Source organism: Persephonella marina EX-H1, from assembly GCF_000021565.1.
In the GTDB taxonomy this organism is placed as follows: Bacteria; Aquificota; Aquificia; order Aquificales; family Hydrogenothermaceae; genus Persephonella; species Persephonella marina.
Window position 1 is genome coordinate 83,850 of sequence record NC_012440.1, and the last position, 15,624, is coordinate 99,473.

Genomic DNA, 15,624 nt, shown 5'->3' on the forward strand with positions numbered 1-15,624 from the left:
ACAAGTGAAAAAAGTGTGAAAAGGGCAAAAGCCCTTTATACAGTTTCTTCAGGGATGTTAACCTCTATACCTAACTCCTCAAGCTGATCTTCCTGAACAAAATCAGGAGCATCAGTTAAAGGACATATACCTTTCTGTGTTTTAGGGAATGCTATAACATCCCTTATACTTTCTGAACCTGTCATAAGAGCTACTATCCTATCAAGTCCAAAGGCGAGACCACCGTGAGGTGGAGCACCGTACTTTAATGCGTTTATTAGAAATCCGAACTTTTCCTCTGCTTCCTCATCTGATATTCCAAGGAGCTCAAAAACCTTTTTCTGGATATGACTTGAGTGTATACGTATTGATCCACCACCTATCTCTTCTCCGTTAAGAACAAGATCGTAAGCCCTTGATCTGAAGGATAGAGCCACCTTTTTATCCTGAATGGCCTCATCAAGTCTGTCTATATCTTCCTCTTTTGGTGATGTAAATGGATGGTGAAGTGCAACAAGTCTACCCTCTTCCTCATCCCACTCTACAAGTGGAAAATCAACTACCCATACAAACTCCCATACATTCTCGGGAATGAGTTTTAATTTTTCTGCAAGATGTTTTCTTAAAAATCCGAGAACTCTGTGTGTTATCTCGTAACTGTCCGCTATAAATATAAGCAGGTCTCCATTTTCCCCTTCCATTATCTCTTTTATTTTGTTGATCTGTTCTTCTGTGAAGAACTTAACTATTGGAGACTGTAATGAGCCGTCCTCATTTATCTTTATCCATGCCATACCTTTTGCACCGTATTTTTTAGCCTCTTCTGTAAGATCGTCTATCTCCTTTCTTGAGAACTTTGATCCACCTTTAACATTGATCCCTTTTACTATTCCGCCTTTCTCCACTGTATCCTTAAAGACCTTAAACTGGACATCCTTTGCTATATCTGTAATATCTTTAAGTTCAAGTGAGTATCTCAGGTCTGGTTTATCAGTTCCGTATCTCTCAATAGCTTCTGTATAGCTCATTCTTTTAAATGGAAGTTTCAGTTCTATCCCAAGTACCTTTTTAAATATGTAATGTATAAGTCCTTCTGATACTGTTATAACATCCTCTTCATCAACAAATGACATCTCAAAGTCTATCTGTGTAAACTCAGGCTGTCTATCCTTTCTGAGGTCCTCATCTCTGAAACATTTTACTATCTGGAAGTATCTGTCTATCCCGCTTACCATAAGTATCTGTTTGAAAAGCTGTGGCGACTGTGGAAGGGCGTAAAACTTCCCCTTCTCAAGTCTCGCAGGGACAAGGAAATCCCTTGCACCTTCAGGTGTTGATTTTGTGAGCATAGGTGTCTCAACCTCTAAAAATCCATGTCCTGCAAGATACTCCCTTGTAGCCTGGTAAACCTCATGCCTGAGTATAAGCTTTTTCATCATCTCAGGTCTTCTAATATCAAGAAATCTGTATCTCAGTCTTACTTCCTCATGTGCACTTATCCCGTCCTCTATAGGGAATGGGAGGATATCGCATGTGTTTAATATTCTCAGCTCATCAACGGCTATCTCTATAGTTCCTGTTGGAAGTTTTGGGTTTTCAGTTCCTGCAGGTCTTCTCTGAACTCTCCCTCTAACTGCGAGAACATACTCAGATCTTACCTTCTTTGCCTTTTCATAGGCTTCTTTTGGACTTTTTGAAGGATCAATAACAACCTGAATTATCCCTTCTTTATCCCTCAGGTTTATAAATATAACACCACCGTGATCCCTTACACTGTCAGCCCATCCTAAAAGTCTGACCTCATCGCCTATGTTATTCTCGGTAAGTTCCCCACAGAAATAATCCCTTTTAAAATCTCCAAGTTTATCTATCATCAGAGTTTTCCTCTCTATTGCATTTTTATTTTATTCAAGTTATTTATTATAACATCAAAACTTTCAGTATAAGCAGGTAGGGGGATGCTTACAAGACTTTTTATTTTAATTTTTATCCCTCTCGTATTTCAGGGATGCATACCTTCTGAAGAGAACAGAGTTCCAACTGCAGAATACCAGAAAGGTTTGGGAAAAAAGATAAGGAATGAAAAGGCTGCTAAGATATACAGAGCCACAGGTTACAAGTACTACAAACACGGAAATTATGAGAAGGCACTTGAGTTTTACAGTAAGGCTCTTTTGAAGTATAAGGAGCTCTCAAAGCTTTACCATCCTGAAGCAGCAGAACTATATCTCAAGATGGGTGATCTGTACTTAAAAATGGGGAACAATAAGGAGGCTTTACGTTTCTATTTTAAAGCATTAAAGATCTTTAAAAAATATTACGGAACCAACCATTTTCTCACAGCTATGGCTTATAGAGGTCTTGGATCTGTTTATGAGAAAATATCAGATTACAGAAAAGCCTACTACTTCTATAAAAAATCCTTACCAGCTTATGAACAGGAGTTTGGGGAAAACCACAGAAAGACAAGAATGATAAAGGAAAAGTTGAAGGTTCTCTCACAGAAGATCAAGAATGGCTAGTTAGTATTACCAATCTCTCTGCTGTACCTTTCAGTAGCTCTCTCTATAAGCATTTCATACTGATCAAAAACATCCTTACATCCAGCTTTTCTTATCTGTATCTCAATATCAGGTCTGTTTCCTAACCTTTCAGCCTCTTTCAGACATCTGTCCAGCTCTTTCTTAAATCTGTCGTCCTTTTTATCAACCTCTTCCTGAACGTATCTCTCAAGTTTTTCCATATCAATCTCATCTGACAGCCCGCTAAACGAAAAAAGCAGTAAGAGAGAAAAACTAATCCTGAGCATAATCATAGCTGTTAAGAACCTCACATATCTCATCCGGTTTTTTAATTCTGTACTCAGATTTTATATGTCTGTTGTGGGGATGCTCAAAAAGTATGAATCTGACATTTTTTCCCTCTTCTTTATTAAAACTTTCTACCATCTGGAGATCGGCGTTAGTATCCCCTATGTAGAAAACAGGATTATCAAAATCAACCTTCTCAAAGAAAAGTTTCATTGGGTATGAGGAAGGTTTTCTAAGCTCCGGCTTAGGTATATCATCCTCGGTGATTATATAATCAAAATACTGGTAAAGATCAAACTGTTTAAATGAGTAATCAAGATCACTCTCAGGTCTTCCTGTTATAACGCCGAGTATGTCAGCTTTTTTACTCATCCTATCAAGAACATCATGTGGAAATATAAGTGTTTCCTTTTTTCTGTGTATTCTGTAAACATCCTCAAAGAACTCAACTAAGTTTTTGTATTCAGGAAGGTCTATACCGGACTCATCACCAAATCTGTACATCTCCTCAAGATTTCTGCTGTAATCCTTAAAAACATCCTTGAACTGTTCAAGTGACATTCCTGATTTTGCGTAAAGAATTCCTGCTACAGATGCGTCCCAGTCGTTATTTATATTGAATGAGAACTTAATATCAAGAAGCTCTTCCTTAGGAATATCCTTCCCTGAGAAGTAATCAACAGTATCCTTTATTGAATAATGGTATGACTTTGAAACATCTATCAAAACCCCATCAACATCAAATATTATTATCATCTTCACCTCTCTTTTATTTTTTCAGGATTTAAGATATCTAATTTATATATATTTTCAACTCAGCTTAATCTCTCTTCCCAGTATCTTATCTGTTCCAACACTCTCTCTTTCGCCGTTCCCCCATATGACTTCCTTGCATCTGCAACAGAGTAAGGATTGAGTATGTTAAGTGCATCCTCCTCAAAAAGATCGGAAAATCTCTTCAGCTCATCAAGCGTTATGCTCTCAAGCTCCCTGTTCTCTTTTGTCAGATAGGCTACAATCTGCCCAACAACATGATGGGCTTTTCTGAAAGGCATACCTTTTCTTACAAGGTAGTTTGCAAGATCTGTTGCAAGTGCAAAGCCGCCTGCCGCTTTTTCCATATTTTCTTTTTTAGGTTTCATACCTTCAATGATCTTTGTCATTCCGATAATTGAACCTTTTAATGTTCTGACAGCATCAAAAACAGGCTCTTTATCCTCCTGAAGATCCCTGTTATAAGCCATAGGAAGACCTTTAACAATCGTTAAAAGTGCTACAAGATCACCGTAAACCCTTCCTGTTTTTCCCCTTATAAGCTCAAGAACATCCGGATTTTTCTTCTGGGGCATTATTGATGATCCGGTTGTGAGCTTGTCAGGAAGCTCAACAAATGAGAACTCTGTGGAGTTCCATATTATAAGATCCTCTGACTGTCTTGAAAGGTTTGAGATACATATTGCCGCATCTGATAAAAACTCAATTATCACATCCCTTGAAGCAGTTGCATCCATAGAGTTTCTCATAACTTCAGAAAAACCAAGCTCCTTTGCTGTCATTTCTCTGTCTATAGGAAAATCAACGCCTGCTAAAGCTCCGCTTCCAAGCGGCATCTGGTCTATTCTCTTCAATGTATCTCTAAATCTCTCCTCATCTCTGTTGTAGATCTCAAGATAGGCAAGAAAGTAGTGTGCGAGCCTTATAGGCTGTGCCCTCTGAAGATGAGTGTATGCGGGCATAACTATATCAACAGTTTCTTTTGCTTTTTTTAGAAGAGCTTTTTTTAGTTCCTTTAAAAGCTCAATTATATTCTGTGTCTCCTCTTTAAGATAAAGCCTGAATGCTGTAATAACCTGATCATTCCTGCTTCTCCCTGTATGTAGCTTTCCTCCAACATCTCCTATCTTCTGTATGAGAGCTTTCTCTATATTCATATGAACATCTTCAAGCTCCTTCTTCCACTCAAACCTTCCCTCTTCTATCTCCTTCTTTATCTCTTCTAGACCTTTTATTATCTTTTCAGCATCCTCCTGAGGTATTATCCCCTGCTTTCCGAGCATTCTTGCATGGGCTATGCTTCCCTTTATATCGTACAGGGCAAGCTCTTTATCAAAAGATACACTCTCTGTAAACTCCTCAACAAACTGGTCTGTTCCTTCGGAGAATCTTCCACCCCACAGCTTTTTTTCCATACATCTCTCCTTGCCAAAAATTTGACTACAGCCGAATGTAATATAATATACCAAGAAATAAGTTTTTAAAGATATCGGATATGAAATTATTTAAAGACGCCGCCATATACATCATCATTTTCATCCTTATAAGTTCTGTTCTTTACGTATTTCTTTCCAATAAGCGTGAGGAGAATGAGAGAGTTTACCTGCATCAGAAAATAGAGAAGGCCTCTGCAGAGTTTAAAGCCACATTAAATGGTTATGATATGGTTATATACTTTGTTTACAAAAGGTACATGTATGATCCGGAGATAGTTAATGCTTTATCAAAGGCTTACAGGGACAGAAAAAATCTTGATAAGCTGAGGAAAAGAGTTTACACCCTTCTTAGACCGCTTTACTCAGACCTTAAAAGATACCAGATAAAGTTTTTTAAGTTCTACTTTCCAGATGGAACAACATTTATAAGATTTCACAGACCTGATAAGTTTGGTGATAAACCTGAGAAGGAGAGGTTTTCCATATTTGATCTTGGTAAAGGTGGTAATGACAGGGATACTATTGGATTTAAGTACACATTTCCTGTAACAGATGGGAATATATTTATCGGAAATGTTGAGTTTACGCTTCCTTTCAGTGCTGTCAGGGTTGAGATGAGAAAGATATTCAGAGGGGAGTATAACTTTCTAATTATCAAGGATCTTATCTACAGTAAAAAGTTTTCTGAGGAGAAGCAGAATTACATACAGAGTGAGATAGATCCTGACTTTTACTATGAAGAGGATCCTGAGTTTAAGGTTATAAGATGGAACATACCTGAGGAGATCATTTCCGAGATCAATCTTCAGATAAGGAATAAGCTAAAGGGGAATCTTGAGGATTTTAAGCCAAAATCAATAGCTGTTGATATAAATGGTGATTACTACATAGCATCTTTCATACCTATATCAAACAAGAAAGAGAAGTACATAGGTTATCTCGTTTATTATGAGAAAGATAACACGTACGGAGTATTTAAAAACACATTTATTATCAGTTATGTTGGTATAAATCTTCTTGTAGGTCTGTTACTTACGATGAGCTTTATCCTTGGCGTTATAAAAGAGAGATTCAAAGCTATGGCTGAGATAGACACACTGACAGGAATATACAATAAAGGTAAATTTAACCATCTTTTACAGGTAGAGCTTGATAGAAGTAAAAGGTATGGAAGACCTTTAAGTCTTATAATCTTTGATATTGACCACTTCAAAAAGATTAATGATGCATTCGGTCATCAGGCGGGGGATTATGTTTTGAAAACCCTTGCAAAAATCGTATCTTCAAATATCAGATCAACTGATTTCTTCGCAAGATGGGGTGGGGAGGAGTTTGTAATTCTTGCACCAGAGACAGATCTTGAGGGGGCACAGATACTTGCTGAGAAGATAAGAAAGGCTATTGAAGAGTATCCATTTGAGACTGTTGGAAAGGTTACCTCAAGTTTTGGTGTTACAGAAGCCTTTGAGAATGATACTGTTGACAGCTTTGTTAAAAGAGCTGATGTGGCACTTTATAAAGCAAAAGATAAAGGAAGAAACAGGGTAGAGATAGAACTACCTGCCAATATTTATTCTGATAAGGTTTAGTGCATACTGTGATACATAAAGCCTCACATCATTTCTCTCACCTTTGTAAACTATTCTGTGTACCTCCGTTTTCTCTCCATCACAGTAACCAATATAATGAAGTCCAAGAGGTTTATCTTCTGTTGCACCTGTAGGTCCAGCTATGCCTGTATCTGATACAGATATATCGGTTCCTGTTAATCTCCTGACACCTTCGGCCATCTCCCTTGCAACCTGATCACTCACAGCACCGAACTTTTTTATACTCTCTTTAGAAACACCCAGTATATTTATCTTTGCTTCATTTGAATAGGATACTATCCCTGCCATAACATAAGAAGATGATCCCGGTATATTTACAAGTCTTGAAACTATAAGACCTCCTGTTGATGATTCTGCTGTTGAGACAGTCAATCCTTTCTCTTTTAGTAATCTTCCAACAACCTCTTCCATCTCAATATCTTCTTCAGTGTATACGTAATCTCCTACTCTTTCCCTTATCACATCCACCTTGTTTTTTAAAAAGAACGCTTCCCTGTCTGTTACAAATATATCAACACCTTTTGGAGAGCTGTTAAGTATAACACCATCAATATCCTTCAGCATCTCATCAATCTCAAGCTCCTGAATACCGAATGTTCTGAATATATGGGATCTTTTAAGCTTTTCCTTGAAACCTAACATCTCAAAGGCTTTCTTTACCATAGGCTTCATCTCAGAAGGCACGCCCGGGACAGCCACAACAGCCTTATTAACATCATCAAGTATCTTTACAAACCCTACAGCCTTTCCTACAGGATTTTCTATCCTTTTACTTCCGTAAGGCAGTCTTGCCATCTTCTTTATCTCATCTGTTAAAGCCCTTCCCTGATCCTTTAATGTTTTCTTTATACTCTCAAGCCATTCCCTGTCGTATATAAGATGGACACCTATAGCTTCCTGTATGGCTTCCCTTGTGAGATCATCCTGTGTTCCCCCAAGTCCACCTGAGACAATCAGGATATCAGACTTATCAAGAGCCATCTTTATAAAGTACTGTATCTGGTACATATCATCACCAACAATGCCTATACCATTTACCTCAAGTCCTCTTTCAAAAGCCTCCCTTGCTATAAAAAGGCTGTTCTTCTCTAATTTAAGGCCGTTAACAAACTCTGAACCTGTTATGAGTATAAAAACTTTCATCTTTTTTCTTCCTCCAGATACCTCTCTAATAGAAGTTCAATACTGCTTTTTCTTAAGATACCAAGAATTGTGTTTCCGTAAACAACAGGTATCTCCTCAAGTCTGTATTTATTCATAAGTTTTAATGCTTTGTAAAGAGAATCATATGGACTGACATAGGCTATCAGAGGTTTTGCAATATCTATAACATGAACAACAGACCATCTCTCCTCAGGTATATTTTTTATATCCTCAATATTTATCACGTATATCTGACCGTCCCTTCCTATAACAGGATATATACTGCTCCTGTAGAATGGATAGTAAAAGTTAATAAAATCAAGAACCGTTTCATCAGGTAGGAGAGGTTTTACAGTCTGCATAAAGTTTTCAACCTTATATCCTGAGAGTATAACGGAGAACTTTGTCTGTTCATAGCTTGTTTTTGAGGCCTGTCTTAAAAAAAGACCTATCAGTCCGTACCACATCCCGTTAATAAAGTTTCCCTGGAGTATAGATATTACCCCTACAAACATGAGAAAGTAAGCGAAGATAGTTCCTGAAAGACTGCTTATCCTTGTTGCTGTAAGGAGATCTTTTTTTGTCCATATTATAGCTCTGAGTATCCTTCCACCATCTAAAGGAAATGCTGGAACGAGATTGAAAAGACCAAGGGCAAAGTTGACATACATAAGATAGTTTATTATCCCATTTAATAGATCATCTACAGGATAAAAGTATGCCATCGTAAAGAATAGGATACCAAGCGTGAAGCTACATAAAGGTCCTGCAGCAGCAACGAGAAACTCAACCTTTGGGTTTGGGGCTTCTTCCTCTATCATAGCAACGCCGCCGAAGATAAAGAGGTTTATACTCTTAACTGGAATACCAAAATGGAGTGCTGTTACAGAGTGCGAAAGCTCGTGTAGTAAAACGGAAACGAAAAGAAGAACAGCTGATATAGAGCCGACAATCCAGTAAACGATAAAGCTGTATCCAGGATAAAAATGTGGGAAGAAACCTTCAGCAAGTGTGAATGTTACAAGAAAAAATATGAAAAACCAGCTGAAATCAAGATTTATCTGTATTCCAAAAACTTTAAAAAGTGGGATTGGGTTCAAATTCATTACATTCTCCGTTTAACTTCTCCCGATTATTTTAAACCTTTTCAGTGTAGAATACACAAAATCTGTAAAAATATGAACCATCTCAGCAAGGAAGATACCGAATATGAAAGAAAATACAAAACTGCCTGAGAGGAATGAGTATATATCCACATCCCTGAACCTATCAAGTATCTGTATATCAAGATCTGGAAACGCATACTTCAATGAGAATATAAAAATGTATATAAGGATCAGTGATACTAATGAAAGATACACGATCTTTGTTGCTGTTCCTATAACCGGGATATGTGATATACCTCTGTGGGAAAAGATTTTTGTGTAGGGATACCATACGAATCTAAGGAAACCCCATCTCCTGTTAGGCTTTGAGTGGTATATATCGTTATCTGGTGACAGGAAGAATGTTCCTATGATATACCCTGAGATGAAACCTTCAAAGCTTACAGGATTGAGATAATAGACAGCTCCAGGAAGAAAAAGGAGGTTTATGATCTCATGTGTTCTTCCTGAAGCCAACTTTGTTCCTTTATTGGGTTACTTCCATAACAAAGAAGTCTGCTCTTCTGTTTGTGAACCTGTTAAGCCATGTTTTGTTATCAACAAGGTAGTTTTCTTTTCCTCTTCCCACAATCTCTATCCTTTCCGCTGGAATACCCTGCTTTATCAGGTACTCTTTAACAGCAAGGGCTCTCTTGTATGCAAGCCTGTCATTGTAGCTTTTTGATCCTATAGAGTCAGTATATCCAACTATCTTAACCTTCAGATTTGGTTTTGATTTCAGGTACTTTGATATCACATTTAGATATGGAAGATACTCTTTCTTTATCTGGTATTTATCAAACTCAAAATGTATTCTGGCGTGAAGCTTTAATGGATAGTAACCTTCAAACTGTTCTTCTATAATCTCCCTTTCCTTTTCCACCTTCTTTTCTGGAGTTTTTCTCTCTTCAAGTTTTGCTACCTTTTCCCCTTCTGGAACAAAAGGGTCAGTTCCCTGTTCTATCTCCTGATAGCATGGAATCCCGTCTTTATCAACATCACTGTAAACCTTGTTTCTGGCTATAGAAACGTACTTTCTTGCCTTATTGAGGTATGTTATCTGGTCCACCTTGCTTATATGTACCGTTTTTTCCACATTTTCATTGGGGTCTATATACTCAAGACCGTCCACAGCATCTATATAAGACTCTGCAATAGCTATATCCTTAGGTGCGCACTCAACAACATGAAGTTTGTAAAGCTGGTTTATTTTATCCTTTATAGATGAGAGTTTGATCTCTGTTTCCTTCTCCCATGGCTTTTTTACTTCTTCTGTCTTTTTTGCACAGGAACCGAAAATTAGTGAAACACCTATAACAGCTGAGATAAAGGCGGTTTTCTTCTTCATTTTTAATTCCCCCCGAACCTTTTAGACATCGCTTTCAAGGACCATTCTATAGATTTGAGAGCTGCAGCATTTCCAGCCTCAAGGTTGAGTTTTGATGTTTCTTCTCTTGCTATCATATAGTACGCTTCAGCTTTGTAATACTCGTAAGGTGCCACTTCAGGACATCCACTCTCAAAAGCTGATTTTAATGAGTTCTGAGCTTCATCTAAAAGTTCCGTTGTTGTTACCTCCCCACTGTACGACGCAACTGTGAAAAAGATCACAGAAAGCAGAGCTATAAAAAATCTCATTATTCCCTCCTGCTGTATTTGTATAAATTAATTTTCGGAATATATCTTTATTATAATTAGCTAAATGATACAATTATTTTAATACTAAATCTAAACGAGAGGTAAGTAATGTTCAAGTCCATAGTTTCAAAACTTAAAGAGGGACTTTCAAAAACAAAGAAGCAGATATCTGACAGCTTCAATCTCATATCTTTTGGAAGAAAGATAGATGAGTCCCTCTTTGAAGATATAGAGATGGTTCTTCTTAAGGCTGATGTAGGCCTTAAAGCTACAGAAGAGATAATCCAGTTTCTCAGGGAAGAGAGTAAAAAAAGGAAGATAACAGAAGGAGAAGATCTTAAAGAGCTTCTAAAGGAAAAACTTTACGAGATACTGAAAAAATGCGAGGGAAAACTTGAACTTGGGGATCAGAAACCTGCGGTTATTCTGTTTTTAGGTATAAACGGTAGTGGAAAAACGACAACAATTGGGAAGCTGGCATCACAGTTTGTTCAGGAAGGAAAATCTGTTGTTCTTGCAGCAGCAGATACTTTCAGGGCTGCAGCTATAGATCAGCTTGAGGTATGGGCTGAAAGATCTGGAGCAAGGATTGTTAAACATACACAGGGTGCTGATCCTTCAGCAGTTGTTTATGATGCTGTAAACTCTGCAAAAAGCAGGGGAGACGATATAGTACTGATTGATACTGCAGGAAGGCTTCATACAAAGGAACATCTTATGAAAGAGCTACAGAAGATAAAAAGAACGATAAAAAAACTTATGCCTGATCAGCCTGTTGAGACCATACTTGTCCTTGATGGAACAATAGGTCAGAACTCAATAAACCAGGCAAAAACATTTAAAGAATCAACGGATGTAACAGGTATAGTTATAACAAAGTTAGACGGAACTGCAAAAGGTGGGGCCATAATACCTATCTGTCAGGAACTCTGCATTCCTGTTAAGTTTATAGGTGTTGGAGAGGATATAGAGGATCTTCAGCCTTTTGATGCTAAAAACTTTGTTGATGCACTTTTTGATTAATCCACCTTTATGACATATCCCCCTCTACGGGGGTCTCCTGCACCTTCAAAATCACCTGTTACAGCCTGAACGCCACCAAAGAAGAGATTTATATCTTCAAACACAACAGTTTCATAATACCTTTCTAAATTTTTGATGACCTCTTTTTTAAACCCAGGTTCAAGGAATACTGTATGGTTTTCAAAATGTATTCTCGGCAGGGAAACAGCTTCCTGAACGGTTTTATTAAATACAGTGTAATTGATAATACAGTTAAGTATGGCACTCCTTATCCTGTTGCTTCCTGCACTTCCGAGAACAAGTCTGATCTTATCATCTTTCATAACAACTGTAGGGGACATCATTGAAGGTAGCCTCAGATATGGATCCCATCTGAAAAATCCTTCAGGGTTTAGATCTTCTTCTCCAAGCATATTGTTTAGCATTATTCCCGTTCCGGGGATAATATAACCTGAGCCTTCACCGTTTGTTGTTGTTACACTTACAGCATTTCCATCTCTGTCTATAATGGATATATGTGTCGTGTTTCCCCACAGATTTAGTCTCTTTCTGAAGAATTTTTTGTAGCTCTCAAATAGTGATCTGTCCTCTATGATAAGCTCAAGCTCTTTTTTATGTATATTTCTGTCTATATGTTCCCTTCTGAACAACTGTGTTGTGTGCATGGCTTCAACAATTGATGATATATGTTTTAAAGATCCAAAACTGCCAAGTTCTGTATCTTCAAGTAGTTTTAATGTAAATGCTATGAGAAGGCCTCCTGCTGATGGAGGGCTGTTTGTGAATATATCGTGATCTCTGAATCTGAAAAAAACAGGATCCTTCTCATCAACTTTGTATCTCCTGAGATCTTCCCTTCTTAAAAGTCCGCCATTTTCTAATGATAGCTTTTCAATCCTTTCAGCTATCTCACCTTCATAAAAGATCCATGATCCTTCTTTTGAGAAAGCCCTTAAAAAATCTGCATAATCTGGATTTCTGTATAATGTTTTTTCATCTATAAGCTTTCCATTTACCGTGTATATCCTTCTTGATTCTTCTGTTGCAGTAAATATAGGTTCAAGAAGTTTTACAAAGGAAGCCTGCATCTTTGAAAGGTATATACCTTCTTCAGCATATCTGACGGCAGGTTTTATTAGCTTTTCGAGAGGCATACTGCATCTTTCTCTGTATATCTGGTATATACCTGCTACCATTCCTGGAATAGCTACAGATCCGCACCCTATGTGAAACTCCTGGACGGCAGATCCAAAATCAACATAGACAGGATAAAAATCAGGATTATCAATCCTTTTTGGTGGAACGTCAACAAAGAAATCATAAATGAGAGGATACATTCCCTTTTCTACAGCTAAAAGGAAACCTCCACCGCCAAGACTTGTTAGGGCAGGTTCTGCTAAAGGTGCTGATAGAAGGGAGGCTACCGCAGCATCAAAGGCATTCCCACCAGCTCTGAGTATCTCTGCTCCGGCCTCTGCTGTCAGTTTATCACCTGCTGCTATAATACCTTTCATTCTATAAAACCGAATCTCTCAAGCTCTTTTATACTTCCTTTTTTCCTGTATTCTTCTATCATCATCTGTGATATACTCTTTTTCCCAATAATATCTGAAAGCTTTTCCATCCTTTTCTCAGTTCCAAGTTCTTTCAGTATGTCCGTTTTTTTAAGCTCCTTTATTATATCAGCAATTCTTTTCTTTATTTGAACTGTCCCTTCTCTGTACAGAAATCTTCCCTCCACAGAGTATCTTGTAGCATTCCATTTGTTCTGCTTTAAAATCTGATGGAAGTATCTCTCACCTGAAGAAAAACTGCTATAAAAACAGACAGCCTGAAAGAGGGTTGCTATGAACTCAATCCTCTCCATATCAGGGTTTGAATCACAAACTCTCAGTTCTACAGTACCAAAGTCTGGATGTATTCTGACATCCCACCATATATCCTTTATTGATTGAATAAATCCGTTTTCAAGTAGGGTGAAGTAAAGCTTCTCAAAATCTGAGTAACTATCAAAATACTCAGGAATTCCTGCTCTGGGCAGCTGTTCAAATATCTTTGTTCTGAATGAGTTTAAACCTGTAAACTCTCCGAGGAAAAATGGAGAGCTTGTTGATACAGCCAAAAAGAGGGGAAGATTGTTAAGTGTTTCGTTGTAGGCTTTAATGGCCATCTCCTTTTCAGGAAATCCCACATGTATGTGCAGGCCATATATAAGAAACTGCTTCAGTAATATCTGGAACTCTTCAAGGAGTTTAAGGTATCTGTCCTTTGCTGTTATATGTATAGTTTCCTTTTTCGCAAAAACATGTGTTCCAAGAGCTGCCGAACGAAATCCATAATCCTCCCCTATAAGATCTATCTCCTTCACTGCATTTTTTATGTGGGATACAGCTTCTTCAGGTGTCTCACATACAGGGGTTACTATCTCAACCATTGATGTCAGAAGTTCTGGATGGAGAAGTTTCTTTAATCCCTCAGATGCGTTACTGAACACAATCTCAGAACTTTCTGAAAGTTCAAAACTACCCCTGTCAACAAGCTGTATCTCAAGCTCTATACCGACTGTGAATGGTTTTGAAGATCTAAAATCAAGTTTCACCTTCAGTTCTCTCCACTTTTAATCTTAAACCTTTAACTGATACAACCTTAACATTTTCTCCTTTCTTTATCGGCTCTTCTGAGTACGCATTCCATATTTCTCCTGCTATAAAAACCTTTCCTTCTGGGTCTATATCAGTTTCAGCCTTACCTATCATACCTATCATACCTTCCATACCCGTTTCCGTTTTTCTCCTCTGGGCTTTCAGACCTAAGTATGCCACTGTTAAGAAAAAGAGAGCACTGAAAGCAACGACAGGTATTATTATCTTCAGGGATATATCCCCGTATGGAGAGTCTGGGTCTGTAAGGATCAAAGATCCGAAAAGTATGGCTATAACACCGCTCAATGCAAGTGCACCAAATGTTGGGGTTATAACCTCAAGTATGAAGAAAAGTACGCCGGCTGCTATCAGAAGAACACCAAGCCAGTTAACATCTATTATATTCAATGAGTATAAAGCGAGGAGGAGTGATATTGTTCCTAGAATACCTGGTATTAACGATCCGGGATTGTAAAGCTCAAAAAATATGCCATAAAACCCTATCATTAAAAGAAGGTATGCTACGGTCGGATTTGTAAGTATTGTTAATATTTTTTCCTTCAGGCTTTTCTCAACTTTTACTATCTTTTTATCCTTCAGGGAGATTTTTATCTCTTTACCATGTTTTTTAACCGTCCTGCCCTCTATCTTGTTTAAAAGATCGTCCAGATCTGTTGCTATAATATCAATAACATTCTTTTTCAAAGCCTCCTCAGCTGTGAGGTTTATACTCTCAGTTACCATCTTTACTATGATCTTCTCATTTCTCCCCTTTTCCTTTGCTATTCCTTTAACAAAGGCCACCATATCATTGATTATCTTCTTTTTCATGGTCTCTTCTATATCCTTCCCACCCATCTGGACCGGACTTGCAGATCCTATATTTGTTGAAGGGGACATTGCAGCTATATCCGCTGAAACTGTTATGATAGCACCTGCTGATGCAGCCCTTGATCCTGGAGGGTAAACGTATACAACAACGGGAACACTGCTGTTCATTATTGTCTTTATTATCTCTCTCATTGATGTATCAAGTCCCCCAGGTGTGTCAATCATAATTATGACAGCATCAGCCTTTTCCACTTCAGCTTTATGTATAACCCTTTTTACATAATCGGACATAACAGGTGTAACAGGGGCATTCCACTGACCTGTAACAACACCTGCCGGGCTTAATGAAAACAGAAAAAGAATAAAGGCGATTATATATCTCATTATATTTTCCTCTTTATTTATTCATTATTTATCAAATCTGTTAATAAAACAAGATAATGGCACAGTACTTGCACAGTTATATACAGGTTGATCTGAAAAACATACAAAAGACCTGTTAAAACGGGGAGCCGGAGAAGAAGGAGAGCTCGTCGCTGACACTTTTTTAGGCAGTTTCAAAAAATATGCAACTTTTTTATGCAGATAAGATT

15 protein-coding genes are annotated in these 15,624 nt (G+C 37.8%); 3 read left to right on the forward strand and 12 right to left on the reverse strand.

What is annotated here, in order from left to right; all coding sequences use genetic code 11:
• Positions 1 to 35: 35 nt before the first annotated feature.
• A complete protein-coding gene (gene aspS, locus PERMA_RS00450; RefSeq protein ID WP_012675723.1) occupies positions 36 to 1,853 on the reverse strand; it encodes an aspartate--tRNA ligase in 1,818 nt (605 codons plus the stop codon).
• Between the two features lie 84 nt (positions 1,854 to 1,937).
• On the opposite strand from aspS, the gene PERMA_RS00455 reads away from it, so the two are divergent.
• Positions 1,938 to 2,501: a tetratricopeptide repeat protein gene (locus tag PERMA_RS00455; RefSeq protein ID WP_012675515.1), complete on the forward strand. Its 564-nt coding sequence runs from the start codon at positions 1,938 to 1,940 to the stop codon at positions 2,499 to 2,501.
• On the opposite strand, the gene PERMA_RS00460 is transcribed toward PERMA_RS00455, so the two are convergent.
• From PERMA_RS00460 to argH, 3 genes are read right to left on the reverse strand one after another with little or no spacing between them, the layout of a single operon-like run.
• The gene (locus tag PERMA_RS00460) at positions 2,498 to 2,722 is read right to left on the reverse strand and encodes a hypothetical protein (protein WP_015898920.1); all 225 of its coding nucleotides are present in this window, start codon (positions 2,720 to 2,722) and stop codon (positions 2,498 to 2,500) included. The genes PERMA_RS00455 and PERMA_RS00460 overlap by 4 nt on opposite strands.
• Before the next feature lie 52 nt (positions 2,723 to 2,774).
• A complete protein-coding gene (locus tag PERMA_RS00465) occupies positions 2,775 to 3,545 on the reverse strand; it encodes an HAD family hydrolase (RefSeq protein ID WP_012676769.1) in 771 nt (256 codons plus the stop codon).
• 59 nt (positions 3,546 to 3,604) lie between these two features.
• The gene (gene argH / locus PERMA_RS00470) at positions 3,605 to 4,978 is read right to left on the reverse strand and encodes an argininosuccinate lyase (protein WP_012675497.1); all 1,374 of its coding nucleotides are present in this window, start codon (positions 4,976 to 4,978) and stop codon (positions 3,605 to 3,607) included.
• Positions 4,979 to 5,058: 80 nt separating this feature from the next.
• On the opposite strand from argH, the gene PERMA_RS10425 reads away from it, so the two are divergent.
• The gene (locus PERMA_RS10425; RefSeq protein ID WP_012675251.1) at positions 5,059 to 6,588 is read left to right on the forward strand and encodes a GGDEF domain-containing protein; all 1,530 of its coding nucleotides are present in this window, start codon (positions 5,059 to 5,061) and stop codon (positions 6,586 to 6,588) included.
• On the opposite strand, the gene PERMA_RS00480 is transcribed toward PERMA_RS10425, so the two are convergent.
• The 5 genes from PERMA_RS00480 to PERMA_RS00500 are packed head-to-tail and all read right to left on the reverse strand — an operon-like array spanning position 6,556 to position 10,535.
• Positions 6,556 to 7,752 (reverse strand): CinA family nicotinamide mononucleotide deamidase-related protein, encoded by a 1,197-nt coding sequence (locus tag PERMA_RS00480; protein WP_012676586.1) that lies wholly within the window; start codon positions 7,750 to 7,752, stop codon positions 6,556 to 6,558. The genes PERMA_RS10425 and PERMA_RS00480 overlap by 33 nt on opposite strands.
• The gene (locus PERMA_RS00485; RefSeq protein WP_041530849.1) at positions 7,749 to 8,858 is read right to left on the reverse strand and encodes a site-2 protease family protein; all 1,110 of its coding nucleotides are present in this window, start codon (positions 8,856 to 8,858) and stop codon (positions 7,749 to 7,751) included. Before PERMA_RS00485 ends, PERMA_RS00480 begins: the two co-directional genes overlap by 4 nt.
• Before the next feature lie 12 nt (positions 8,859 to 8,870).
• Positions 8,871 to 9,374: a metal-binding protein gene (locus PERMA_RS00490; protein ID WP_012676822.1), complete on the reverse strand. Its 504-nt coding sequence runs from the start codon at positions 9,372 to 9,374 to the stop codon at positions 8,871 to 8,873.
• 10 nt (positions 9,375 to 9,384) lie between these two features.
• The gene (locus PERMA_RS00495) at positions 9,385 to 10,245 is read right to left on the reverse strand and encodes an OmpA family protein (protein WP_012676804.1); all 861 of its coding nucleotides are present in this window, start codon (positions 10,243 to 10,245) and stop codon (positions 9,385 to 9,387) included.
• Positions 10,246 to 10,247: 2 nt separating this feature from the next.
• Positions 10,248 to 10,535, reverse strand: a complete 288-nt coding sequence (locus PERMA_RS00500) for a hypothetical protein (protein ID WP_012675308.1) — start codon at positions 10,533 to 10,535, stop codon at positions 10,248 to 10,250.
• Between the two features lie 108 nt (positions 10,536 to 10,643).
• Between PERMA_RS00500 and ftsY the strand changes: the two genes are divergently transcribed.
• Entirely contained in the window at positions 10,644 to 11,558 is a 915-nt protein-coding gene (gene ftsY, locus PERMA_RS00505; protein ID WP_012675543.1) for a signal recognition particle-docking protein FtsY, read from the forward strand.
• Here the strand turns inward: ftsY and ggt are convergent.
• Genes ggt through PERMA_RS00520 form a run of 3 tightly spaced genes read right to left on the reverse strand, consistent with a single transcriptional unit; the run spans position 11,555 to position 15,415 of the window.
• Entirely contained in the window at positions 11,555 to 13,072 is a 1,518-nt protein-coding gene (gene ggt, locus PERMA_RS00510; protein WP_012675945.1) for a gamma-glutamyltransferase, read from the reverse strand. The genes ftsY and ggt overlap by 4 nt on opposite strands.
• Positions 13,069 to 14,157, reverse strand: coding sequence for a carboxylate-amine ligase (locus PERMA_RS00515; RefSeq protein WP_012676677.1), 1,089 nt, complete (start codon positions 14,155 to 14,157; stop codon positions 13,069 to 13,071). The genes ggt and PERMA_RS00515 overlap by 4 nt, the downstream gene beginning before the upstream one ends.
• Entirely contained in the window at positions 14,147 to 15,415 is a 1,269-nt protein-coding gene (locus PERMA_RS00520) for an NfeD family protein (RefSeq protein ID WP_012676249.1), read from the reverse strand. The genes PERMA_RS00515 and PERMA_RS00520 overlap by 11 nt, the downstream gene beginning before the upstream one ends.
• Positions 15,416 to 15,624: the final 209 nt, after the last annotated feature.